This window comes from Streptomyces yangpuensis (assembly GCF_001005295.1).
Lineage (GTDB): Bacteria > Actinomycetota > Actinomycetes > Streptomycetales > Streptomycetaceae > Streptomyces > Streptomyces yangpuensis.
On sequence record NZ_LBMK01000008.1, the window covers coordinates 296,768 to 319,057 of the forward strand.

General features: G+C 70.8%; 24 protein-coding genes and 1 pseudogene. 9 read left to right on the forward strand and 16 right to left on the reverse strand.

From position 1 onward, the window contains the following. Positions 1-38: 38 nt before the first annotated feature. On the reverse strand, positions 39-314 hold the full coding sequence (locus AAT21_RS30525) for a pentapeptide repeat-containing protein (protein ID WP_235439282.1): 276 nt from the start codon (positions 312-314) through the stop codon (positions 39-41). Between the two features lie 591 nt (positions 315-905). On the opposite strand from AAT21_RS30525, the gene AAT21_RS30530 reads away from it, so the two are divergent. Next, positions 906-1,232 carry a GYD domain-containing protein gene (locus tag AAT21_RS30530; protein ID WP_046780178.1) on the forward strand — a complete coding sequence of 109 codons (327 nt, stop codon included), beginning with the start codon at positions 906-908 and terminating at the stop codon, positions 1,230-1,232. Positions 1,233-1,675: 443 nt separating this feature from the next. On the opposite strand, the gene AAT21_RS30535 is transcribed toward AAT21_RS30530, so the two are convergent. Next, a complete protein-coding gene (locus tag AAT21_RS30535) occupies positions 1,676-2,401 on the reverse strand; it encodes a dienelactone hydrolase family protein (protein WP_046780179.1) in 726 nt (241 codons plus the stop codon). Between the two features lie 324 nt (positions 2,402-2,725). On the opposite strand from AAT21_RS30535, the gene AAT21_RS30540 reads away from it, so the two are divergent. Then, positions 2,726-4,180, forward strand: coding sequence for an RNB domain-containing ribonuclease (locus AAT21_RS30540; RefSeq protein WP_046780180.1), 1,455 nt, complete (start codon positions 2,726-2,728; stop codon positions 4,178-4,180). A 61-nt stretch (positions 4,181-4,241) separates the two neighbouring features. Here the strand turns inward: AAT21_RS30540 and AAT21_RS38505 are convergent, their stop codons facing one another. Together AAT21_RS38505 and AAT21_RS39920 are read right to left on the reverse strand one after the other, a co-directional pair. Continuing rightward, on the reverse strand, positions 4,242-4,748 hold the full coding sequence (locus AAT21_RS38505) for a pyridoxamine 5'-phosphate oxidase family protein (protein WP_046780261.1): 507 nt from the start codon (positions 4,746-4,748) through the stop codon (positions 4,242-4,244). After that, positions 4,725-5,336: pseudogene (locus AAT21_RS39920) on the reverse strand (VOC family protein); the annotation flags it as partial. The gene AAT21_RS38505 and the pseudogene AAT21_RS39920, both read right to left, overlap by 24 nt. Here AAT21_RS39920 and AAT21_RS30550 point away from each other — a divergent pair. After that, complete coding sequence (locus AAT21_RS30550; protein WP_046780181.1) at positions 5,239-8,181, forward strand: ATP-binding protein; 2,943 nt, start codon at positions 5,239-5,241, stop codon at positions 8,179-8,181. The pseudogene AAT21_RS39920 and the gene AAT21_RS30550 sit on opposite strands and share 98 nt — an antisense overlap. 75 nt (positions 8,182-8,256) lie before the next feature. Here AAT21_RS30550 and AAT21_RS30555 read toward each other — a convergent pair whose 3' ends face one another. From AAT21_RS30555 to rpmG, 8 genes are all read right to left on the reverse strand, one after another. Continuing rightward, entirely contained in the window at positions 8,257-8,712 is a 456-nt protein-coding gene (locus AAT21_RS30555) for an iron chaperone (RefSeq protein ID WP_046780182.1), read from the reverse strand. A 290-nt stretch (positions 8,713-9,002) separates the two neighbouring features. Continuing rightward, positions 9,003-9,296: a hypothetical protein gene (locus AAT21_RS30560; protein WP_052758065.1), complete on the reverse strand. Its 294-nt coding sequence runs from the start codon at positions 9,294-9,296 to the stop codon at positions 9,003-9,005. Positions 9,297-9,524: 228 nt separating this feature from the next. Then, on the reverse strand, positions 9,525-9,929 hold the full coding sequence (locus AAT21_RS30565) for a type II toxin-antitoxin system PemK/MazF family toxin (protein WP_046780183.1): 405 nt from the start codon (positions 9,927-9,929) through the stop codon (positions 9,525-9,527). 69 nt (positions 9,930-9,998) lie between these two features. Beyond that, the gene (locus AAT21_RS30570; RefSeq protein WP_046780184.1) at positions 9,999-10,274 is read right to left on the reverse strand and encodes a hypothetical protein; all 276 of its coding nucleotides are present in this window, start codon (positions 10,272-10,274) and stop codon (positions 9,999-10,001) included. 79 nt (positions 10,275-10,353) lie between these two features. Then, on the reverse strand, positions 10,354-10,590 hold the full coding sequence (rpsR, locus tag AAT21_RS30575) for a 30S ribosomal protein S18 (protein ID WP_030965497.1): 237 nt from the start codon (positions 10,588-10,590) through the stop codon (positions 10,354-10,356). Between the two features lie 102 nt (positions 10,591-10,692). Continuing rightward, positions 10,693-11,835 carry a CobW family GTP-binding protein gene (locus AAT21_RS30580; RefSeq protein WP_046780185.1) on the reverse strand — a complete coding sequence of 381 codons (1,143 nt, stop codon included), beginning with the start codon at positions 11,833-11,835 and terminating at the stop codon, positions 10,693-10,695. Next, complete coding sequence (locus tag AAT21_RS30585) at positions 11,832-12,080, reverse strand: type B 50S ribosomal protein L31 (RefSeq protein ID WP_046780186.1); 249 nt, start codon at positions 12,078-12,080, stop codon at positions 11,832-11,834. Before AAT21_RS30585 ends, AAT21_RS30580 begins: the two co-directional genes overlap by 4 nt. A 44-nt stretch (positions 12,081-12,124) precedes the next feature. Beyond that, positions 12,125-12,289 (reverse strand): 50S ribosomal protein L33, encoded by a 165-nt coding sequence (rpmG, locus tag AAT21_RS30590; protein WP_030772340.1) that lies wholly within the window; start codon positions 12,287-12,289, stop codon positions 12,125-12,127. A 67-nt stretch (positions 12,290-12,356) separates the two neighbouring features. Here rpmG and rpmB point away from each other — a divergent pair, with 67 nt between their 5' ends. Together rpmB and rpsN are read left to right on the forward strand one after the other, a co-directional pair. Then, a complete protein-coding gene (gene rpmB, locus AAT21_RS30595; protein ID WP_046780187.1) occupies positions 12,357-12,593 on the forward strand; it encodes a 50S ribosomal protein L28 in 237 nt (78 codons plus the stop codon). Then, positions 12,593-12,898 carry a 30S ribosomal protein S14 gene (gene rpsN, locus AAT21_RS30600; RefSeq protein WP_046780188.1) on the forward strand — a complete coding sequence of 102 codons (306 nt, stop codon included), beginning with the start codon at positions 12,593-12,595 and terminating at the stop codon, positions 12,896-12,898. Before rpmB ends, rpsN begins: the two co-directional genes overlap by 1 nt. 531 nt (positions 12,899-13,429) lie before the next feature. Here rpsN and AAT21_RS30605 read toward each other — a convergent pair. Then, a complete protein-coding gene (locus tag AAT21_RS30605) occupies positions 13,430-14,011 on the reverse strand; it encodes a hypothetical protein (protein WP_157879822.1) in 582 nt (193 codons plus the stop codon). Between the two features lie 446 nt (positions 14,012-14,457). Here AAT21_RS30605 and AAT21_RS30610 point away from each other — a divergent pair, with 446 nt between their 5' ends. After that, positions 14,458-15,390, forward strand: coding sequence for a class I SAM-dependent methyltransferase (locus AAT21_RS30610; protein ID WP_046780190.1), 933 nt, complete (start codon positions 14,458-14,460; stop codon positions 15,388-15,390). A 106-nt stretch (positions 15,391-15,496) separates the two neighbouring features. Here AAT21_RS30610 and AAT21_RS37835 read toward each other — a convergent pair whose 3' ends face one another. Continuing rightward, complete coding sequence (locus AAT21_RS37835) at positions 15,497-15,793, reverse strand: hypothetical protein (RefSeq protein WP_157879823.1); 297 nt, start codon at positions 15,791-15,793, stop codon at positions 15,497-15,499. 410 nt (positions 15,794-16,203) lie between these two features. Further along, positions 16,204-16,836, reverse strand: a complete 633-nt coding sequence (locus tag AAT21_RS30615) for a hypothetical protein (RefSeq protein ID WP_157879824.1) — start codon at positions 16,834-16,836, stop codon at positions 16,204-16,206. A gap of 465 nt (positions 16,837-17,301) precedes the next feature. Between AAT21_RS30615 and AAT21_RS30620 the strand changes: the two genes are divergently transcribed. Continuing rightward, the gene (locus AAT21_RS30620; RefSeq protein WP_046780192.1) at positions 17,302-18,642 is read left to right on the forward strand and encodes a DUF4241 domain-containing protein; all 1,341 of its coding nucleotides are present in this window, start codon (positions 17,302-17,304) and stop codon (positions 18,640-18,642) included. A gap of 424 nt (positions 18,643-19,066) precedes the next feature. Further along, positions 19,067-19,549: an RICIN domain-containing protein gene (locus tag AAT21_RS30625; protein WP_157879825.1), complete on the forward strand. Its 483-nt coding sequence runs from the start codon at positions 19,067-19,069 to the stop codon at positions 19,547-19,549. 258 nt (positions 19,550-19,807) lie between these two features. Here AAT21_RS30625 and AAT21_RS30630 read toward each other — a convergent pair whose 3' ends face one another. Next, on the reverse strand, positions 19,808-20,551 hold the full coding sequence (locus AAT21_RS30630) for an ATP-grasp domain-containing protein (protein ID WP_046780263.1): 744 nt from the start codon (positions 20,549-20,551) through the stop codon (positions 19,808-19,810). 219 nt (positions 20,552-20,770) lie between these two features. Here AAT21_RS30630 and AAT21_RS30635 point away from each other — a divergent pair, with 219 nt between their 5' ends. Further along, a complete protein-coding gene (locus AAT21_RS30635) occupies positions 20,771-22,216 on the forward strand; it encodes an SDR family NAD(P)-dependent oxidoreductase (protein WP_046780194.1) in 1,446 nt (481 codons plus the stop codon). Positions 22,217-22,290: the final 74 nt, after the last annotated feature.

A 22,290-nucleotide genomic window follows, 5' to 3' on the forward strand; every position in this document is an offset into this window, starting at 1 on the left:
ACGCGGTCGTTGTGCGATGTTCGTGGGCGGTGGCCCTCTCAGTTGCCGATGCCGGCGGTGCCGATGCCCGAGTTGCCGATGCCGTGGCTGCCGATTCCCGTGTTGGCGATGCCCGCGTTGCCCAGTCCCCAGTTGGCGATGCCGGCGTTGCCCACGCCATGGTTGAAGGCGCCGGCGTTTCCGATGCCGTCGTTGAAGGCACCGGCGTTTCCGACGCCATGGTTGCCGATGCCTGCGCTGCCCACGCCGTCGGCGCTTGCCACGCCGCTGCCGACGGCGGCCAGCATGGCCGCGCTGCCCAGCACGGTCGCCACACGAAGAAGAGTCGTGCGCATTGCCACATACCTCCTACTTGACGGATCGTTCCGCTTATATCCCTAACATGCTGTCAGGTCGGATGCGTGGAGAAATGCTCGAATCTGACGTGCCGCCGGGAAGCTTCGCCCGACGGTGTCTCCCGGGCGCAGCCCGATGGCCCAAAGGAAAGGCTCTGCTCCTCGGCGAGGCGCTCCGCGCGGTTCAGGCCCGCCGGCGCCGCGAGGCCCAAGGCCGACGGGCACAGCGGCTGCCCAGGTTGGCGGACGCCGCTGGTCTGCGAGCCGACGTCGGGTCGGTCGAGGAACGCCGTACACGGGCAGCGCCCGGCCGGACGCGACAGCGGGAGCCACCGCACGGGGGACAGCTCTGCGGGTGGCTCAGTGGCGGACCCCGCTCATGTTCGGGAGAACCGGACATCGCCGTTCCGGGGCGCAGAGGATGCCACCGGTCGTCGCGGAGGGCACACGGAGGCCGGCACTGCATGAGCCGGGACGGTCATCCGTCGGCTCGCAAGGGGGATGTGCGATGGCGCCGCCACGCTTCCGGCTTGCGGCTCGGGCACCCTGCGGGGGATGAAAGGGGAAGCTATGCCGCTCTATCTTTCGAGGTTCAGCTACACGCCGGAAACCTGGGCGAGGCTGACCAGCCACCCCGAGGACCGTTCCGAGGCCGCCCGGGAGTACATCGAGTCCGTCGGTGGGCGGCTCCACGGCTTCTGGTACGCCTTCGGCACACACGACGGCTACAACCTGTGGGAGGCGCCGGACAACGTGTCGATGGCTGCAGTGGCGCTGGCGATCAGCCGCGGTGGCGCGCTTCGCTCGTTCGAGACCACCGTCCTGCTCACTGTCGAGGAAACCCTGACGGCCCTCAACAAGGTGGACCAGGTCGGATACCGGCCTCCCGGCGCCTAAGTGGTCGGCTCCGTAAGGCCTTCGGGGGTTGATCACGCTGCGAGCGAGGCGGAGGATTCTTCGTGCCGGCCCGCGGTGGCTGGTCGAGCCTGGCCGGCAGGCCGTCCAGGTCGGAGGTGGTGGACCTCCACTGGAACGGCCGGCCTTGGCGTTGCAGCGGTATCCGAATTCTCGGAGCCGCTCCCTGAGCTGCCCCGCCGGGGCGGCGTCGCGGGCCGGTTCCGGGCACGACCAGCGATGTAGCGGCACTCCGCTCTCGGCGGGCAGCAGGTAGGCCGGCGCCTTTGACCTCGACGGCCTGCAGCGGTGTGAACGAGGCCGGGCCGCCGCAGCGTTGACGGTCTTCGAGCCCAGCGCGGGCAAGCCTTGTTCGGCGAACCGGCAGCGTCGGCGGCGCACGGGGTCCAGGTGCAGCCCCGTCCGACGACCGATCACTGACCCGATCAGTCCGTCACGGGCAGGCACTCTGCGAGCAGGTCGACGACGTCGTGCCAGGCTCGCTGCGCGTGCCGTGGGTGGTAGCCGACGCCGGGGACCACGGGATGGTCGACCGGCGGGTGGTGGAAGGCGTGCAAGGCGCCGCCGTAGACCGTGAGGCGCCAGTCGACGCCCGCGGCCTGCATCTCGGCGGTGAACGCGTTGCGTTGCGCGGGCGGCATGATCGGGTCTTCCGACCCGACCCCGGCCCACACCGGGCAGCGGATGCGCGCAGCCTCACCCGGTCGGCCTGTGGTCAGTGCGTTGACTGTCCCGATCGCGCGCAGGTCGACGCCGTCGCGCCCGAGTTCCAGCCCGATGGCGCCCCCGGTGCCGTAGCCGATGGCGGCGATCCGGTCGGGGTCGCTCCGCGGTTCGGCGCGCAGCACGTTGAGCGCCGCGTGGCCGATGCTCCGCATCCGGTCAGGGTCGGCGAGCAGCGGCATGCAGCGGGCCAGCATCTCCTCAGGGTCGCTCACATAGCGCCCGCCGTGAATGTCGAAGGCCAGCGCTACGTATCCGAGCTCGGCGAGCGCATCGGCCCGGCGGCGTTCGACGTTGCTGAGCCCCGGGCCCTCCGGTCCGAGCAGCACCGCGGGCCGGCGGTCGCCGCCGGCCGGGAGCGCGAGGTGCCCGATCATCGTCAGACCGTCGGCCGGGTACCGGACCGCGTGCGTGGTGATCGTCGTCATGCGACTGGACGGTAGTGATCGTCAAGCCCGGTCGGGCCGGGGTTCACCGCCGGCAGAACAGGGCTGGTCTCCTTCCCAATGCGGCGCCGGCCCGCAAGATCCGTCACAAACCTGTTCCCACGGCAGCCCTGTCAGATCACCAACCCTGGCCGCAGTGCTGGAGAATGCCCCCGCAGCAGGCTTCTGGCCTGCTGCGAACGGCCCCCCGCCACCCGCCGCCTCGCCCGTCCCGTACGGCCGCAACGCCCTGCGCCCCGTGCGGCCGCTCCGCCACCCGGACCCGTTCGCCGCGCCGGTCCGTGACCGTCGCCCTACGCTCGGGGCATGCGACGCCGCCCCATGCACATGTCCGGCGAGGCCCTGGACGCCCTGCGTTCCGCGCTGGTGGAGCTCCGTACGGAGCTGAAGATCCCGCTGGCCTTTCCCAAGCGCGTACTCAAAGCAGCCGACAGGGCAGCAGCCCGACCGGACCTGGATCACGAGGACGCCACCCACCTGCCGTTCTTCACGATCGACCCGTCGACCTCCACGGACCTCGACCAGGCCATGCATCTGGAACGGCGGTCAGGCGGCGGCTTCCGCGTGTACTACGCCATCGCCGACGTGGCCGCGTTCGTCAGGCCCGGCAGCCCCCTGGAGGCCGAGGCGCGCGACCGGATCGAGACCCTCTACTTCCCCGACCTCAAAGTGCCCCTGCACCCACCCGTGCTCTCCGAGGACAAGGCCAGCCTGCTGCCGTGCAAGGACCGCCCGGCCCTCCTGTGGCAGCACGACCTCGACGCCGACGGCAACGTCACCGAATCGACCGTGACCCGGGCCATGGTCCGCAGCCGGGCCAAATACAGCTACCAGTGCGTCCAGCAGGACATCGAGAACGGCACAGCCGAGGAGTCCGTCGCACTGCTGCGCGAGATCGGCAAGCTGCGGGAGAACGTCGAGATCACGCGCGGGGGCATCTCGGTACACCTGCCGAATCAGGAGGTCGCCTTCGAAGGAGGGTCGTTCCGGCTGAGCTACGCGGCGACGCTGCCGGTGGAGGGCTGGAACGAACAGATCTCCCTCATGACCGGAATGGCCGCGGCCCAGATCATGATCGACAGCGGTACGGGGATCCTGCGCACCCAGAAGGAGCAGACCGACCCACAGGTGGTGGAGCGTCTGCACAAGATCGCCAAGTGTCTGGGGATCGTCTGGGACCCAGGTGTCCCGTACGCCGCGCTGGTCCGCACGCTGGATCCGAAGAACAGGAAGCACATGGCCTTCCTCACCGAGGCCACCACAACGATGCCCAAGGCGCAGTACACGACCTTCCGAGACCACCAGACGCCGCAACACACGATGCACGCGGCGATCGCGGCCCCCTACGCCCATTGCACGGCCCCGCTGCGCCGCCTGGTCGACCGGTACACCGGTGCGCTGTGCGTGGCGGCATGCGCGGACGAAGACCCGCCGGAGTGGGTGCTCGATGCCCTGCATTGCCTGCCGTGCGACATGGCACGGGGGAAGGGGGGTGTTGCGGACCGGCAGACCGTGGACCTGGCCGAGGCGGCGGTCCTCATGCACCGCGTGGGCGAGGTGTTCGACGCCGCGGTCGTCGACACCGACGCCGAGTGGGACAGGCCCCGCATGGGCAAGGTGTACCTGGCCGACCCCGCCGTGCTGGCCAAGGTCACCTCGACCGACGGCGAGGACCTCTGTCTCGGAGCGAGCGTCCGGGCCAGGCTGAAGGTCGCGGACCCCTGCTCGGACGGCGACAAGGTCCTCTTCACCGTGCCCTGAGTCCCGGCGTGGACCGCCCAGCGCAACGTACCAGGGCTCGGTGGGCCTGTCGGGAGTGACGTCAGGCGAGCCAGCGGCCGTCCCGCATCAGTTCGCGGTCGGCCAGCTCGTCCTCCTCGCGCCAGGCCTGGATGCGGTGCGGGGTGATGTGGAACCAGCGGTAGGCCGTGGTGAGTGTGCGCGGGTCGAAGCCGGTGCGTTCGGCGAAGCGGTCACCCTGTTCCTGCGAGAGGGCATCGAGGCCGAGGACCTCCACCGTGCCGTCGATCATGGTGACGTCGCGGGTGGGGCCCAGCGCGAGGCGGGCCGTCCCGGCAGCGGCCAGGTTCCTGCCGGTGGGGCTGTCCGCCGGGGTGGCCACCCGCAGTGTCCGGCCGTCCCAGTCGAAGGACAGCGGCACCAGGTACGGCGCGCCGTCGGCCGAAGCGGTCGCCACCCATACGTCGACATCGTGGGCGAGCCGGTGCTCGGTGTCGAGACGGCGCTGCGCGCGGGAGCGGGGCCCGCTGCCCGCCTGGTCCTGGAGGACGCCGAGGACGTTGCCGTCGGGGTCGGCGACCGTGGCCACCAGCCGACCCCCGCCGACGTCATGCGCGGGCTCGGTCACGGTCGCACCCGCCGCCGTCGCCGCGGCCAGCGTCGCCCCGATGTCCGTCACGTGCCAGTACGCCACCGGTGAAGTCATCGCCTGCGGTCCGCCGCCCGGCACCAGCCCGACGTGCTGTCCTGCGGTCTCGAAGCCGGCGTAGTACGGAGATTCGTTGCTCGGCGCCACGCCGAGCAGGGCCGCATACACCCCCTTCGCCTTGTCCAGATCGGACACCGGGTGGAGCACGGTCCTGATCCCCGAGGTGGACGAGGCGGGCGAGGTGGACGAGGCGGACGGGGTGGGCGAGCTGGACATGGCGCTCCTTGAAGTCATGAGCCGCGAACGGCCTGTTCCGTACCGATCCGTGCGAGTCACAGCGTCTCGCCCGGCACGGTCGGCCGGCATCCGTGGTGACCACGGAGACGAGCACGGAGCGGGAGTACGGATACGCGTGCGACAGAATGGGGCCATGGGAGAAGCAGCGGACATCTCGCCTCGCGAGGCCGAGGTGCTGGAACTGGTCGGAGACCATCTCAGCAACGCCGAGATCGGGGCCCGGCTGTACATCTCGGTGCGCACCGTGGAGACCCATGTCTCCTCGCTGCTGCGCAAGTTGGATGTATCCGACCGGCGGGCACTGGCCCGGTGCGCGACCGAACGGACGAGGTCTGACCGGCACCGCCCCGCGCCGGCGCTGCCGATGCGCCTGACCTCGTTCATCGGCCGGGAGAGCGAACGGGCCGCGCTGGCCACGATGCTCAAGGAGCACCGACAGGTGACCGCCGTCGGCCCCGGCGGGGTGGGCAAGACCCGGCTCGCGCTGGCGGTGGCCGCGGACGCCGCCGACGACTTCGCCGACGGGGTGTGGTTCGTCGACCTGGTGCCGGTCACCGACCCCGGCATGATCGCCACCGCGGTCGCCGAGGCGCTCGGCCTCGGTGAGCAACCGGGCCACGACATGGCCGAGTCCGTGGCCGCCGCACTGGCCGACCGCCACGCCCTGCTGGTGCTGGACAACTGCGAGCAGGTCGTCGACGGGGCGGCGCTCTTCCTCGAACGCTTGTTGGCCGCCTGCGCGCAGGTGCGCGTGCTGGTGACCAGCCGCTCCCGGCTGATGGTGCCGTTCGAGCGGGTGTACCCGGTCCCGCCCCTGTCCCTGTCCCTGTCGTCGGCCGATGATGGTGAGGGCGGCGACGACAGTGATGACAGCCGTGACCGCCGTGACAGCAAGGGCAGTGTCGTCGGCGGGTCGGACGCGGTCGCGTTGTTCATCGACAGGGCGATATCGGTGGGCCGGCCCCTCGATCCCGCCCAGTACGACCGGGTCGCCGAGATCTGCGCACGGCTGGACGGCATGGCACTGGCGATCGAGCTGGCCGCCGCCCGGTACGCCACTCTCGGCCTGGACGGCATCTCCGCCGCCCTGGCCCATCCGTTGCGCATGCTCACCGGAGGCTCCCGCGCGCAGGACCGGCACCGCTCGGTCCGGGCGGCGCTCGACTGGAGCCACAACCTGCTCGATCCGGCCGACCGGGCGCTGCTGCGCCGGGTGTCGGTGTTCGTGACACCGTTCACCGCCCCGGCGGCGGCACAGGTCACCGGACTCGACGCGGCGACCGTCGTCGACGGGCTGGCCCGACTCGCCGAACAGAGCCTGCTGGCCGTCACGTTCGCCCCGGACGGAACCCGCTATCGGGCGCTGGAAACCCTGCGCCAGTACGGGGCCGACCGCCTCACCGAGGCCGGCGAACTCCACGACACCCAGGCCCGGCACCTCCACTGGTGCCTCGCCCGAAGTGCCGAACTGGCGGCGCCACGAGAGGACTGGCGGGCCCGGTTCGACCGGGCGGCCGATGAACTGCGGGCCGCCCTCGCGTGGGCGGAGAGCCGTACGGAGCAGCGCGCGGACGCCTACCGCCTCGCGCGCGCCATGGCGGAACTGGCCTTCACCCGCCATCTGATCGCAGAGTCCCAGCAGCGGTACGAACAGGCCGCGGCGCTCGCGATCACCCCGGCCGATGCGGCGGCGATGTTCCGGCATGCCGCAGCCGTGGCCGCCTGCCGCCTGCACGGTGATGACATGCACCGCCTCAACCTCGCGGCCGCGGACGTCGCACGCCGGGCGGGCGACACCGTCGCAGCCGCCCGCGACCTGGCGGCCGCCGCCAGCAACGCGTACCGGTTCTCCAGCAAGTTCGTCACCCAGCTCCGGCCCGAGGAAGCCGACGCGCTCATCGCCGATGCCCGGGCACTGGCCGGCACCGACCCTTCCGCCCGGGCCGCGGTCGCTCTGGCCGAGGCCGGACGAGCCCTCACCCACGCGATCGGCACTACCGGCACCACCGAGGCTTCTGACGCAGCGACGCACACGGCCGGCAGCAGCCCTGGCAGCCCTGACAGCCCCGGCGGTCCAGCGGTCGAGGAGGCCATCGCGTCCGCCGAACGAGCGGTCCAATTCGCCCGCCTCGAAAAGGACCCGCTCGCGGAGTCCGCGGCGCTCGACACCCTTGCCGGTGCGCTGAGCTGGGCCGGGGACGCATTCGCGGCAGCGGCGACGGCGCGGCGCCGGGCCGAGCTGCTCGTATCTGAACCGGACGGCTCGGACGCACCGTACGGCCCGGCCGGCACCCACGAGCTGATCGAGGCGCTCGGCGAGGCCACCGAGGCCGCGCTCGGCGTAGGGGACCTGCCGGGCGCCCGCCAGTGGGCGCGGCGACTCGCGGAACACCCGCAGCTGGCCGAGGTCGGCCACCGTGCCACGGGCTGGCTCCTCGTCGCCGACACACTGGCGGGCGATACCGAACAGGTGCTCACCACCGGCCTGCGGTTCCGCGACGCGTGGCAGCGGGCCGGCAGCCCCGCCCGAGCGGTCCTCGGTCCGCCCGCGGCAGCGATGGCGACGATCCACGGTTTGCGCGACGACCAGGAAGCCAGGCGCGACTGGAGGGCGTTGCTCGCGCAGGTCGACCCTTCGCCGTGGAACACCCACGGGTACGGGGCGGTCTTCGACGCGATCCTCATGCTCCACCAGGGGCGGCCCGAGGCAGCCCTGGAACGAACGGCCCCCGAACCGGGCCAGGTGCGGCAGTGGACCACCTGGATCTGGCTCCACTGGTACGTGGCACTACGCGCCGAAGCCTCCGTACTCGCCGGGGCCCCCGAGGCCGCTGCCCGTCTGGCGAAGGCCCGGACCGCGGTGGCCGGCAACCCGGTCGCCACCGCCCTCGTGGAACGTGCGACGGCACTGCTCGACGCCGACACGGAACGGCTGATCGCCACCGCGAGCGCGTTCGACGCCGCAGGCTGCCGCTACCAGTCGGCCCGGACCCTGGCCCTTGCGGGCGGCGACCACGCCGCCCGCGGCGCCCGTGCCCTCACCGACCTCGGTCTCGCCCCGTTGATCACCCGGTAGAACCACAGCGCGACTCGGCCGGCCCGGGCCCCGCCGGCCCGGGCCCCGGGCGGGCGTTCATGGGCGTCGCGCGCCTCACACCGCGCGCTTGACGAGTTCGGTGATCCGTGTCTCGACCTCGGGCGTGACTTCGGTGAGGGCGAAGCCGGCGCCCCACATGGGGCCGTCGTCGAGCTTGGCGAGGTCGCTGAAGCCGAGGGTGGCGTAGCGGGCCTTGAACTTCTCCGCGCTCTGGAAGAAGCAGACGACCTTGCCGTCCAGGGCGTAGGAGGGCATGCCGTACCAGAGCCTGGGGGCGAGGGCCGGGGCGTTGGCGGTGACGATGGCGTGGACGCGTTCGGCCAGGGCCCGGTCGGAGTCCTGCATTTCGGCGATCTTCGCCAGTACGTCGCGTTCCGCCTCCGCTGCCTTCTCCGCGGCCGAGCCACGGCGTGCGGCCTTCTTCTGCTCCAGGGCGTGTGCCTTCATCGCGGCCCGCTCCTCGACGCTGAAACCCTCGTACGTGCTGTTGCTGGTGGTGGTGCCGGCCATGGTCGCTCCCTCAGTTGCTGGTGCTGATCGGCCCGGTCTGTTGCCGGGCCGATCGCCGTGATCACAGATTGCCCCGGCCAGGGCGCGTACCGCCTCCGTGCCGGCCACGGAGAACACCACGGACCCACGACCCGGTGCCGACCCACGACGGCTCCCCGGAGCCCCGGCGGGACCGGGGAGAGCCCGGGGCGTACAGGGCCCGGCACCCCTCGGGGCCGTTCACCACCGCGCCCGCTGGTACGGGAGCGTGTCGAGCCCGCTCAGGAGGTGAGCCACATGAGGCCTGGTGGTCAGGTACTGCTCGATACCGCAGTACGGGCCAACTCCTGGATGGAGTGGATCTGGTCGGCGGTGAGCGGACCATCGGGGAGTTCGGTGATCAGGTGCTGGACTGCCGGGTGCGGACCGTGGCCTGCGCGGGTGAACAGGCTGATGACCAGGTCGAACTCGTCACCTGCCACAGCTGGCTGAAGGCGGCCGGTGCCGTCGGTCCAGACATGTCCGCCCATCCAGAGTCCTGGGCTGATCTCGCTCCAGGGCTCGTCGGGCTCAGGGACATCGGGATTCTTCTGACGGGTCTTCACTTCGCTCCTTTTCGGAGACAACGGTGTCGTCAGGCAGTCGTGTTCCCGGCGTCACCCGCCAGGGCCGGTACTTCCTGATCGCCGAGGCGCGCCCGGGTTCCTGCGAAAGGCGAAAGAACGTTGCTGCGGAAGGTGCATAGGCGTGAGCGCAGCAGCCGGGTCACCGCGACGCCCTTTGGGCGGAGGCCGCCGACCCCCGCACCTGGCGGTCTGCCCCTTCCGTTCCGCCTACCCAAGGCCCCCGCGGCGGAGGGCGTCCCTCATCTCGCTGAGCTTCGCGGTCGTCTCCGGGGTCTCCTCCCGCGCTTCTTCGGCCAGGCGGAGCGCCTCCTCGATCTCATGGAGCTTCGCGGAGGGCAGGACGCCCGCCCGTTCGAGCAAGTCATCCTGGGACACAGTGGTCAGCCACGTACAGGGGGTGAAGCCCGGGCGCCGGAACGCGAACCGCAGTACACCGTCACAGGGCAGTCCCTCCTCGGCACCCACGGCCACTTCGACGCCCAGGCCGCTGATGTCGACGCCCGCCGGGGCGACGACCTGCACCACCCGGATCCCGGACGCGCTGCCTCCCGACAGGACTACGGCCAGACGACGTTCGCCGAAATCGACCCACCAGACTTCACCACGTCGCACGAGTCCTCCTGATCCGCACCAGCTGATCCGTACGATACGGCGGCAAGCGAACGCGGGCGGGCGCCGAGGTCAGCCCGGGGCGAGCCAGCGGATGCCGAGCCGTTCGGCCTGTACGGCCTCCGCTGCGTTCAGCGGCTCCCGGCCGGTGGCCATGCGCAGGAAACGCGTCCGACTCCACCCCAGATCGTCGAGCGCCGTGGCGTGATCCGTGCCGAGGAGCAGCTCCGTCACGGCGTCGCCGACGGCCGGGGTCAGCCAGGGCTTGCGTCCGAGTGTGTCGGCGTGGTCGAGACCGTGGACAGCGACCTCGACCACGCGGGTCAGGAGGAACTCCGGCAGGAGCATGGCGTCACCATGACGCGCCCGTACGGCCCGGCCGGCGCCGCGGTCCCGCGCGGCCCGTGCGAGCACGCGGCCGTGAGCGCTAGCGGCTGCCGGCGTAGGGGAGCAGGGCCATTTCGCGGGCGTTCTTGATCGCCGCGGCGAGCTGTCGCTGCTGCTGCGCCGTGACCCGGGTGACGCGTCGGCTGCGGATCTTGCCGCGGTCGGAGATGAACTTCCGCAGCAGGTCGGTGTCCTTGTAGTCGATGTACGTGATCCGGGCCGTGTCGAGCGGGTTGGGGCGGGGCTTCAGCGGCTTGGGGGTCTGACGACGGGCCATGAGAACTCCTTGGGCTGGAGGATGCAGAGGTGCGGGACGGGGACGGGGACGGGTACGGGGGACGGGGACGGGGACCTGTACGGGAGTGGCACAGGGAAGGCGTCAGGAGACAGGGTCGAGGAGAGAGTCGAAGGCTGCCGGCAGCCTTCGCCACGCCTCACGCCCCGCCGCGTACTCGGCGTCGGTGAGCAGGCAGGAATCCAGGAGTCGTTCCAGCCCGTCTCGATCGAGTCCGGGGGAGGTGAAGACGAGGTGCTGGCAGCAGTCACCGTGTTCGGGATGCCAGTCGAGTGCGGCGGCGGCCCTGCGCATCGGCGGCACCATCTCCCACGCGGCGTCGGGCAGGGAGGCCAGCCAGGGTCCGGTGTTCTCCACGCAGAGGGCGCCGCCGGCGGCGTCCCAGGCCAGCAGGGTGTCGGGACGGTCGGCGAGCCAGAACCGGCCCCGGCTGCGGGCGGCGGCACAGGAGAGGTCTTCCAGGGCGTCGAAGAGGCGCTCGGGGTGGAACGGCCGGCGCCGCTGCCAGACGAAGGTGGTGACTCCCGCCTCGTCGGCCTCCTGGGGAAGCCGGGCGCAGGCGGGGTGCTGCGCCGCCGCTGCCGTTTCCACGTCGAAGCCGGCGAACGCCAGACGGGCCAGTTCTCCGGACCCGGCCGCCACCTGGCGGGCGGTCGGGTGGAGTTGGGAGAGGAGGGCGCGGTCCTCGTCGTCGGCGTCCTCACTCTCCACGAGGGCGAGCACGGGGGCGTACTCGAGCTGCCGGGCCCAGGTGTCTCCCACCGTCCGCCGGTCGGAGGCGGCCGCAGCGAGTCCGACGTCGGCCAGGTCGTCGCCGTTGGCGAGGCAGGGCAGTACGAGGGAGGGATCCACCGCGGTGATCACGCTGGTGAGGTCGAGTGCCGGGCGGCCGTGTCCGGCGATGACCTCGGCCATGGCCTTGGGTTCGACGGAGTCCCACAGTTCGACGACGGCCAGGCGTGCGCTACCGCTGTCGGCCAGCCGTAGCAGCTCGGGGACCAGGTCCTCGCGCAGAGCGCAGCAGGCGCAGTCGTTGGCGAGCGGCGTCTGCGTGCGGGAGAGCTCGCCCGAGGCGTCCCTCACCACGCGCAGCACAGTGCCGGTGGGTGCAGCGGCCAGGTCGTGGTGGAGCGCGACGCTGCCGGGTACGGAGTGCAGCAGCCGCTCCACCACCTCCTTGCGGGCGTCGGAGTGGAGCCCGCACACGATGGCGACGGGCAGGGTCACGGCTTGCTCCCGTAGCGGCGCTCGAAGCGCTCGACCCGGCCGGCGGTGTCCAGGACGCGGGCGGTGCCGGTGTAGAAGGGGTGGCTCTGCGAGGAGATCTCCACGTCGATCACGGGGTAGACCTGGCCGTCCTCCCATTCGATCGTCTTGTCGCTGGTGGCGGTGGAACGGGTGAGGAAGGCGAAGTCGGCGGCCTTGTCGCGGAAGACGACAGGGCCGTAGGCGGGGTGGATTCCGGGCTTCATGGTGCTGTCCTTCTGGGATGGAGTGGACTGGCCGGTGGTGCGGTTCAGCGCTCTTCGCGGAAGTCGACGTGCCGGCGGATCACCGGGTCGAACTTCCGCAGCACCATCCGGTCCGGATCGTTTCTCCGGTTCTTGCGGGTGACGTAGGTGTAGCCGGTGCCCGCCGTGGAGCGCAGCTTGATGACCGGGCGTACTTCGTTGCGTGCCATGGCGCTACTATATGGGAATGATTTCCATTATCGATACCGCCTCCGCGGTGGAGAGGCAGGCCAGCCCGTGTCCGCACACTGCCAACTGACCGGAGCCAAGCCGGGATTCGGCAACAACATCTCCCACTCGCACCGGCGTACGTCCCGCCGCTTCGACCCCAACATCCAGAGCAAGAGGTACTGGCTGCCCAGCGAGGGCCGGCACATCCGGCTCACGCTCAGCGCCAAGGCCATCAAGACCGTTGACAGCATCGGCATCGAGGCCGCGGTGGCACGGATCCGCGCACGTGGGACGAAGGTCTGATGGCCAAAGCGAGCAAGATCGGGCAGAACGAGAAGCGCAAGGCCACCGTCGAGCGGTACGCCGCTCGGCGGGCGGAGCTGAAGGAGATCATCCGGAAGCCCTCCGCCACCGGGGCCGAACGCGAAGCGGCCATGGCCGAACTGCGCAAGCAACCGCGCAACGCGAGCGCGACCAGGGTCCGTAACAGGGACAGCGTCGACGGGCGGCCCCGCGGGTACTTCCGGAAGTTCGGCCTGTCCCGGGTGAGGCTGCGGCAGCAGGCGCACGCCGGATTCCTCCCCGGAGTGACCAAGTCGTCCTGGTAGCAGGCGCGTCAACAGAGCGACACCGAAACGGCCCACACCCGCGCCAGGGTGTGGGCCGCGTGCCACCGCGCACACCGGGTGGCTCGGCTGTGCCGCACGTCCCGGGAGCAGCCCCGCCGTTGCTGCCGATGGTGGCTCTGTATCGGTGGGCCGGCCGGCTCCCGGGCAGCCCGGCCATGGCCCGCCGCACCCCATGTTCGGTGGGGGTGCGGTGAGCCGTCGTCGGGTTCTGCCCGGCGGACGAACGGTGCTGGTGAGTCCGCAGCAGCCGCCCGCCCCCAGCCGGGTCCGTCGCCGCTGCGACCCAAGGCTGGTACGCGCGGCTCGGCCTCCAACGCGGCCGCGTCCGCCCCGTCGGCCTGGGCACCTGCGCGCCACCTTCGCCACGGGTACGCAGGCATGCTTGAGGTGGGCCTCACTGGCGACCACGGCACGGCCCTGGCGCGGGCTGCCGCCGGAGCCTGAGTCTGCGTACTCCAGCAGTCCTCGCGCTTCAGCAGTCCTCGCGGCCGGCCGGCCCTGATCGAGAGGTCAGCCGATGCGGACGGTGATCTCGGGGAGGGGGATGTCGGCGAGGTCGAGCTGGAGCCCGGTCACGGTCAGGTAGGTCTGCGAGTCGGTCAAGCCGGAGGTGGTGGAGGGCGTCTGGGGCTTACCGCGCGTGCTCACCAGCAGGTACCAGCCCCCGCGCTTGTAGCTGCGGGAGGCGTTGGGCCGGTCGCCGTTCGGGTTCAGCGTCCAGCCCTGGCGCTCCAGATCCGCGCAGATCGCGTCCATCTCCGACTGCGCTGCGGCTTTCTCGCGGACGGCCACCCAGCTCGTCCTGCTCATGTTGGCGCCGGCTGCGATGGCCGGGCGGCCCTGCTCCGCGTCGAGTCCCGCCGCGCCGACCGCGGTCCGGATCACCTCGTCCACGGCCTCCCGCGTGAGGGGCGGTGACGTGGCCTCCGGCGTGGGCGCCGCCGCGGACGGGGACGGAGTGGGTGCGGGCGCCCCGAGGTGGATGCGCCCGTCGTCCGCCATCTGGATGTGGTCCGGCAGGACCACCGCGGCGAGACTCGCGACCAACGTCGCGGCCATCCCGATCCACACTCTCTTCAACAGCTCGTTCAACGCGAAAATCCCCCCGAGTGATCATTCAGAGGGAGTTTCACACATACCGCTCGGCACGCGGGGCCCTTTAGGGGTGGGACCGGCGGCCGGGGCTCTGGGCGAGCGGACGCTGCACACGGGCATCACCCGCGGCGAGCCCGGTCCGCCGAGCCGCTCACCGAGTCGGCGGACGGATCCCAGGGCGCCGCCGTCCCACGGCTGGCCGGCTACGAGGCGCCGTAGTACCTGCCGGCAACCGCCGCCACCCCCACCGGGCGCGTCCGGAACACCGCTGCCGATCGGCGGCGCCGCCGGACCGACGTCTGAGCACACGAGGTGCACAGACCGCAAATCACAGGCAGATCTCGCTCACATCTCGTCACACGTCCATTCAGGGCTTAGGGTGCCGTTACCCGGCCGGGTATCAGAGTGAAAACCGATGCCACTCCGCTGGAGGATGACTCTCCGTGTCGCACGTTTCACAAGCTTCCGTCACCACCCCCGACGGTGAGCCGGCCCCGCTCGTCCCCACCGCGTACAGCGAGGTCAAAGGGTGGTTCTCGGCGTATGACCAGGTGCTCTTCGACTGGTTCCTGACACGTCAGAACAGCGATGAGGGGCAGCCGGGCGACCTGCTGGAACTCGGTGCCTTCATGGGGAAGAGCGCGATCTTCCTCGGACGGTACCTCCGGCCCGGCGAGGAGTTCACCGTCTGTGACCTCTTCGACTCGCCCGCGACGGACGACTTCAACATCGCGGAGAACCGCAGCTCCTACCCCACGCTCACGCGGCGCGGCTTCGAGACGAACTACCTGGCCTTCCACGAGGCGCTGCCTACGCTGATCCAAGCCCCCACCTCGGTCGTCGCCGACGAGGTCAAGCCGACGAGCTGCCGATTCGTGCACGTCGACGCCTCGCACCTCTACGAGCATGTCGTCACGGACATAGCGTCCTCGCGTCTCGTAGCGTGCCCGGATGCAGTCGTGGTCTTCGACGACTACCGCTCCGAGCACTGCCCCGGCGTCGCAGCCGCCGTCTGGACCGCCGTCGTCACGGGCGACCTGCACCCCATCTGCGTCTCGGGCTCGAAGCTCTACGCGACCTGGGGCGACCCGGAGCCCCACCAGGCGGCACTGCTCGCGTGGCTGGAGGAGCGCTCCGACCTCTGGCACGGCGTGGACGTGATCGACGGCCGCCCCCTCGTACGCATCGGGGACCAGGGCGTGGTCGCGCCGACGCCCCCGCAGCCGCTGCACCCCGCGCCGCCGGCGGAACCGGCGCCGGTCCCCGCTGCCGACCCGCGCAGGCCCGGTGCCCGCTGGCGCAAGCTGGCCAAGGACCTGCTCCCGCCCGTAATCACCCGCGCGATCGTCGCCCGGAACCGCCGCCGCAGGGGCTGACACCGAAGGCCGGCACGGCACCCTCCGGACCGAATCCGGTCCGAAGGGTGCGGTGCGGCGCATGCGTGTCACCAGTCCCGCGAGGTAAGTCCCGGGCCGCTCGCCTCTACCAGGCATTCCAGAGCACACCATGACGGTGACGGACCGGCGGCATGTCTGCGTCGTCAAGCTCGTGGCCGGCGCGGTGCAGTCCGCGGAACCGTTGGGCGTCGAGTCGGTCCTGGAGTCGAGCGCGGCGCTTGGCCGTTGCGATCTCGGCGGGAAACGAGCCTGTCCTGCAGTAGAGCACCATCCACTGCCAAGAGGTGACCCGACGCAGCGTCTTCGCCGGGGCGGGACGACGGCCTTCGCGGGCGGCTCGCGCCAGTTCGGCATGCGCATAGCGCAGGTCGTACAGCGACATGGACTCCGATGAGCCCGCTTGGACGCGGAGTCGCATGGGAGTCGTTCGGACAGTTCGGGACATCGAGAGCCTCCGTATGGCCCTCCGGGCTTTCCAGAGGCACCTACGGCGGGTGCGCAGTGGTCAGCACAGCTCAGCTCCCTTCGCTGTCCGCGACGATCCACCAACGGCACAGTAGTAGCGCGCAGACGCGGAGGCCAAGAGTTTCTCCTCGCCCCTGGTGCGAGGCTGAGGCGACCCGCGACCCGCGACCCGCGACCCGCGACCCGCGACCCGGCCCCGCCATGCCGCAGGGACCGGGGTCGAACACAAGCCTGTGGAGAGCGACCCCTGAGCACCGCCGCCGGGCGGGCGCCCTTCCCGCAGCCGCCCCTGTGCCCGCCCGGCGACTTCCAACGCTCGCCTCGGCCTCAGCGGGCCAGCTTGGGGATCAGGGTCTGAAGGAGCTGCTGCATGGCCGCGAACGAGCCGTCGACCTCGGCATCGGTCAGCGGGGGCTCCGGCTCGGCCTCGACCTTGCAGTCGAGGTTGCGGACACGGGCCTTCATCCCGAGAGTGGGATGGTTCGACCCGCGGTAGCGGTAGGCCTGGTCCCCGAGACCGGATACCGCCTCGGGAGGGCCGTAGGGTGCTGCCCGGCCGAGCTCGAACCTCTCGATGGCCTTGGCAATGTCCTGCCACGCGCTGCAGAGGACGGTGACCTCGACCGTGCCCGTACCACCGCGAGACATGGACTGCTCGCACATGGAGCCGGAGACCACCTCGGGCTCAAGACCGGTGTTGTAGCCATCGCGCACACCTTGAAGCTGGAACACCCCCGCGAATTCCTGGAAGTCGAGGTGCTCGCAGAGAGACCTGGGCGGGGGATGGTCCCCCGGGTTGACCGTCACCGCACCGCCGCCGCCCTCGGACGGCCGGCTCGCAATCGGTGTGGGCGAAGCGTGGGAGCCACCCATGGCGATCGCCAACCTGATCAGCAGGCCGACGGCGACGAACGAGGCTCCGATCACCGCCCAGACCTTGTTACGGCTTGTACCCGCCATGACGCCCCGTCCCCCCCCGCTGTCCCCCNTTTCCCCCCGCCATGACGCCCCGTCCCCCTCCGCTGTCCCCCGACACCCGAACGCTGCCCAGCACTGACATGGCATCAGCCGGCAGCGCACGGACTCACCCACCCGTGGCGGAACCCCACGGGGCATCATGGGGGACGGCAGATCGTGCCCCGGCAGTTCCCGCCCGGCCAGGCCCCCCCGTAGGCGCAGAGATCGCGGACAACGACGACACCGCAGGCGCCCCAGTCACCGCCGCGCTGCAGCCCCGCACCTCACCTCTGTAGGCCACTCCACCAGGGAGCACCCGCGCGCCCGGTGCCCGGCCGACGCGACGAGCGGCTGGCCGACCGGCCTCACCCCCCGGCCCGGAAGGGCCGTTGTCGTAGCGGGCGGTTACCTTGCAGATCAGGAACACAATCAAGGCGAAGCGCAGGGGCGCAGGAGTGGGGCGCGGCAATGGTCGTCGAGGTGGGGTACGCGCAGGCGTGGGACCTGGAGGCGCGTGCGCCCTGGCGGCCGATCTCCGTCGAGGAGGCCCGGGAGCGGGATGCCACCGGACTTCCGTATGCGGTGGTGTACCGGGAGCCCGGCCGGGAGGCTCCGCTGGAGGTCCGCCTCGTCTCGTGGCGGGACCATTACGTCGGGCTGTGGGTCTACGACGCCCAGGGCCGCCGCGCTTACGACCTGGACATGCGGCTGCTGGACGAACCGTCGCGGCTGTTGCGCCGGTACACCGTCGCCTGGCACTACAGCGACCCGGAGATGCCGGAGTTCGACGAGAAGTGCCCGCGCACCACCGTGGACCTCTTCCCGGACGGGAGAGGCCGACGAACGCAGGAAACCCAGGGGAAGGACGGGGGCGCATACGTCACCTCCCCGACCGCAGGTGACGACGAGCGCTGGATGGACCGCCCGGCATTCGGGGAGTGGCCGCTCCTCTCGGCCCAGGCTCACGGGCTCGCCGAACCACCGACCTTCGCGGCGGCTGATCCGGGCACGGGCAAGGGCACGGGCGGGGGAGAGGCGTTCGAGCCCGGTGACGGAGAGGCTCCCGTCACGTGCTGGCGTGCGCCGCGCCCCGCACAGCCCGGGCCGATCAACGAGCTGTTCCGCCCCGGGGTGCGCGTGACCGACGGGTACCACCCCGAGATGACCGTCGTGGAACCGCGCCGGGTCGCAGGCCTGCGCGTACCCAGCGGGCTGCTGGCCGTCTCCGGCCCGGACGCCGACGAAGGCGACGGGCCGCGCATCACGGTCCCGGTCCCGCCCGGGGAGTACGTACTCGATGAGGCGTGCGTCCGCTACAGCTACCACTGCGAGTGGCGGAACGCCGAGGTCACGACCACGTCCCGCACGGCCGTCCGTCTCCTCGTCAGCGAGACCCCCGCCGCGGCCTGGGAGATGGCCCTCGCCGCGGACGACGATCCCCGGTTGTTCATCGAGAACCAGATAGCCGGCTTCGACACCGACGGCGCCACCGGCTGCTTCGCCGACGCCGGGGCCTGGGAGCCACTCGTCGCGCTCTACGAGCGGGGGCTGATCCAGGGAGAGCCGGACCTGGACGGGTACGAGGACCTCGACGACGGTTCCCTCTTCATGCAGCACACCTGGGACGAGGCCTCCGGTGGCGACCTCATGGCCTTCGCCACGACCGGGGACGGCATCTACCCCGTGTGGGTCGGCCGTTCCGACGTCGGGGAGGTGGTCGCGGTCGTGGTGCTGCTGGAAGGAATGCCGGAGGTGCTCGCGGAGCGGGACGGAGCCGACGCCAGCGCCGATGCCGATGCCGACGCCTGACACGGTGTACGTGACGCTCGACGAGGCCTGGGACGCGGCGTCCCGTACGGGGGTCGCGCCCCGTCCCGCGAGGAGACGCGCGCCCGGGACGCCACCGGCCTTCCGTACGCGGCGATCTATCACGTGCCGGCCGTGAAGTCCCGCTCGGGGCGCGGTTGGTGGCATGGTATGCCGTCTCCTGGACAGCTGGACTTCTGTGCAGCGGGCACCACAGCGCCTTCGCTTTCAGGCTGATCGTCTGGTGTGCGCTCGACGTGATTCGGTCATCGCCTCCAGGAATGGCACCCGGGACCGTCCGCCCGCTTTAGCCTTCGATTGAGTGCTGCTTGTGCAGCGTGTGTGACGAGATGGGGAGAGTTCTGACATGGGATCCGTGTATTCGTTAGTCCTTCGCGCCGGTGTTGCCGTCGGCGCGGCACTGTCGATGGCAGGCTTGGTAACCGTGCCCGCCCAGGCCGCCCCCGGGAACTCCGGCACCGCGGTGTCCGTCGCCACGCAGAACAAGTGGGCGAACATCGGCACCGGCAAGTGCCTGGACGTGAGGGCCGGATCCCTCAGCGATTCCGCGATCATTCAGCAATTCAGCTGCAAAAACGAGCTGCACCAGAAGTTCTGGACCGAGCCTCTCCTCGGCGAGCCGTACACCTTCATCACCCCGGGGCACGCGGCGCTGATGTGCGTTCAGCCGACGACCCTCGACTCCCACGGGGTGATCGTCCAGCGGAGCTGCACCCACACCGACGGCCAGAAGTGGGAATTCGTCTGGCAGAACGGCGGAGCCCTGATCAAGAACAAGGTCAGCGGACTCTGTCTCGCGGACGCCGGCATGCCCAACGGCAGCCGACGCGAGGTCCGGCAGCTGCCCTGCACCGGAGAAGCCGGGCAGCTCTGGCTCAACCGGTCCTAGCTCCTAGCTCCCAGCTGCTGGCCGGCGCGGACGCAGTCGCCCTCACCCGCGGCTGAGCCACGCCGATCCCGCACGCAGAGCCCGGCCGAGACCGTACTCACCTCGGCCGCGCTCCGTACGGGGCGGCGCGCCCATCGTTGAGTACGTGACCGGCTGATCCGAACCGCGGCTTCCGGATTCTGCCGTGCGGCTGCCGCTCACGCCGCTCAGCCAGGGGACGGGCCCGCTCCGCCAGGCACTGCCGCGCATGGGGAGTCCTCAGTGCCGCACGAACGGTAGATCCTGCGGCCGCGCCCGGTCACGAGGCCCTGCCGCCTGCAGCACCACGTCCAGCACCCGCGCCGGGTCCGCTGCGTACGCATGGGAGAACCACGCCATGTTGGGCTCCACCACAGCCCACTTGTGGCCGGGGCGGTACGGATCGAGCAGCTGGCCGACGTCCACAACGACGGCGCTCGGCAGGGCCACCCCGGACGAAGCGACCAGACGGTCGACGAACTCGGCAATCTCCGCGGCAATGACCCCGGTCCTGTCGAGCGGGAGCGGGTCGAGTCGGCCGAACACCGCGTAGCGACTGCCTGCAACGATCTGCCCGTCAAGCAGGAACAAGCGGTACTCGGCAGCGAAGGTCACCACCTCTGAAAGCAACGCCGGCGTCGAGGGGTCCAGATCGGCGGGCAACCGGGAGCCATCGCCGTAGACAGCAGCCGGGAAGGACTTGTCGCGTGGTGGTTTGACGAATGTCGGCCGCTCGACAGCCCGCGCGTCCGCGATCGTCCCGACCCGCACCTCCCGCCCCGTGAACTCCTGCGGCAACCGGACAAGCCAATCATCCGCCGGTTCGAGCAACGCGAGCCCAAGCCGTCCGGCCAACCGTGCCCCCGCCACCGGGCCGCCGTACCAGTAGGCCGGTCCCCGTGTCGGCTCCGCCGCCGTACTCATTTCCTCCGCCGTACGGATCGTCATCCCGCGCCTCGCGGCTTCAAGAGCCAACAGCTCCATCGTCGACGTCCGCCGCCCAGGCATGACCAGCACCCGTAACCCTCCTCCACGACGTGCGAAGCCGCCAGGCTAGATGCCTCTGCTCCCGGCCGCACCCGAGTATCCGGCGCCGTGGCGCGCAGGAACGTGCCAGGCCAAGTCCGGTGCGCGATCGCGCACCCAGACCGAGGCGTCCGCACAGTTCATGTTGAGAATGGGCAGGTGAATTCGAAGACGTGTATGGACAGCGAGTCGGTGGAGAACCTGCTGGCCCTGCTGGAGCAGGCCGCCGAACTGCCGGCGCAAGACGCTCAGCGGCGCCGGATCGAGGGAGCCGCCAAAAACCTGCTCCGGCGCGGCCGTCGCGACCGTAGGGCCCAAGCACGCGTACGCGACCGGGAGATCGACGCTGCACTCCTCGCCGCCACCGCAACCGGAGCTCGCGACCGGACCATGGACACAGCCCTGTCCACGCACTCGACCGGCCCGCAGCCCCTGACAGAAGCCGGACGCAACCCCGAGCAGTCGCCCGCAGACGGGCCGCCAAGGTTCGCCGCGCGGAATCCGGCGGCGGCCCTCGGAACCCTGCGCCGCGGGCAGCGCTGCTACATCTGCAAAGATCACTACCGGGAAGTGCATCCCTTCTACCACCAACTCTGCATGTCCTGTGCCACCACCAACCTCGAACAGCGCAGCGCACGTACCGACCTCACCGGACGTCGCGCCCTGCTGACCGGCGGCCGCGTCAAGATCGGCCACGAACTCGCCTTGATGCTGTTGCGTGATGGCGCCGACCTGACGGTCACCACCCGCTTCCCGCGTGACGCCGCTGCCCGCTTCGCCGCCGCCCCGGACCGTGAACTCTGGTGGAATCGACTGACCATAGCCGCGCTCGACCTGCGGGACCCGCGTCAGGTACTGGCCTTCACCGACCAGGAGCTGGACCGAGGCCGCCCGTTGGACATCCTCATCAACAACGCCGCGCAGACCCTGCGCCGTGCACCCGAGGCATACGCGGCCCTGGCCGCCACCGAGGCTGCCGGGCTCCCGGCGGCACGTCACTGGGTGGCTCCGGGATTCGTCGTGCCAGGCAGTCCGAACCTGGCCCTGACTGCGGGCGGCCCCCCGGCCCCGACTGCACTTGACGTACCTGTCGGCGTCGACGGTGTGGTCGATGCGGCAGGGCTGCTGCCGGACACGGCCCCGAAGAACTCCTGGACCCTTCAGCTGGGCCAGATCAGTGCCGCGGAACTCATCGAAGTGCAACTCGTCAACGTGGTCGCCCCGTTCCTGCTGGCGGACCGGCTGCTGCCGCTGATGGAGGCTTCGCTCCATCCGACCCGCTACCTGATCAATGTGTCCGCGGTGGAGGGGCAGTTCGGCGCCCTGAACAAGTCGCCCGACCATCCGCACACCAACATGGCCAAGGCCGCGCTGAACATGCTCACCCGCACCAGCGCCGCTGCTCTCGCCGCGCGAGGAATCCACTGTTGCTCCGTCGACACCGGCTGGGTCACGGACGAGAAGCCCGCAGCGGCTCGCGCGCGACACGCGGCGACCGGATGGCGGCCGCCGCTGGACGTCGTCGACGGCGCGGCGCGTGTTTATCACCCCATTCGTGAGGGTGAGGCGGGTCGGCCTCTGCATGCGGTTTTCCTGAAGGATTACGGCTCTGCCGCCTGGTAGGTGTACGGGGCATCAGTGGGCCGTTGGGGGAGCCGCGGTTGTGGGGCGGCGTCCTGTGGAAACCGATGGCGGGG

Excerpts from the sequence above, each read along its gene's own strand:
- AAT21_RS30530 (WP_046780178.1), top strand. The coding sequence starts at position 906 with ATGCCGCTCTATCTTTCGAGGTTCAGCTACACGCCGGAAACCTGGGCG.
- AAT21_RS30535 (WP_046780179.1), bottom strand. The coding sequence starts at position 2,401 with ATGACGACGATCACCACGCACGCGGTCCGGTACCCGGCCGACGGTCTG.
- AAT21_RS30540 (WP_046780180.1), top strand. The coding sequence starts at position 2,726 with ATGCGACGCCGCCCCATGCACATGTCCGGCGAGGCCCTGGACGCCCTG.
- AAT21_RS30550 (WP_046780181.1), top strand. The coding sequence starts at position 5,239 with ATGGGAGAAGCAGCGGACATCTCGCCTCGCGAGGCCGAGGTGCTGGAA.
- AAT21_RS30555 (WP_046780182.1), bottom strand. The coding sequence starts at position 8,712 with ATGGCCGGCACCACCACCAGCAACAGCACGTACGAGGGTTTCAGCGTC.
- AAT21_RS30570 (WP_046780184.1), bottom strand. The coding sequence starts at position 10,274 with ATGCTCCTGCCGGAGTTCCTCCTGACCCGCGTGGTCGAGGTCGCTGTC.
- rpsR (WP_030965497.1), bottom strand. The coding sequence starts at position 10,590 with ATGGCCCGTCGTCAGACCCCCAAGCCGCTGAAGCCCCGCCCCAACCCG.
- AAT21_RS30585 (WP_046780186.1), bottom strand. The coding sequence starts at position 12,080 with ATGAAGCCCGGAATCCACCCCGCCTACGGCCCTGTCGTCTTCCGCGAC.
- rpmG (WP_030772340.1), bottom strand. The coding sequence starts at position 12,289 with ATGGCACGCAACGAAGTACGCCCGGTCATCAAGCTGCGCTCCACGGCG.
- rpsN (WP_046780188.1), top strand. The coding sequence starts at position 12,593 with ATGGCCAAAGCGAGCAAGATCGGGCAGAACGAGAAGCGCAAGGCCACC.
- AAT21_RS37835 (WP_157879823.1), bottom strand. The coding sequence starts at position 15,793 with ATGTCGCTGTACGACCTGCGCTATGCGCATGCCGAACTGGCGCGAGCC.
- AAT21_RS30615 (WP_157879824.1), bottom strand. The coding sequence starts at position 16,836 with ATGGCGGGTACAAGCCGTAACAAGGTCTGGGCGGTGATCGGAGCCTCG.
- AAT21_RS30620 (WP_046780192.1), top strand. The coding sequence starts at position 17,302 with ATGGTCGTCGAGGTGGGGTACGCGCAGGCGTGGGACCTGGAGGCGCGT.
- AAT21_RS30625 (WP_157879825.1), top strand. The coding sequence starts at position 19,067 with ATGGCAGGCTTGGTAACCGTGCCCGCCCAGGCCGCCCCCGGGAACTCC.
- AAT21_RS30630 (WP_046780263.1), bottom strand. The coding sequence starts at position 20,551 with ATGGAGCTGTTGGCTCTTGAAGCCGCGAGGCGCGGGATGACGATCCGT.
- AAT21_RS30635 (WP_046780194.1), top strand. The coding sequence starts at position 20,771 with ATGGACAGCGAGTCGGTGGAGAACCTGCTGGCCCTGCTGGAGCAGGCC.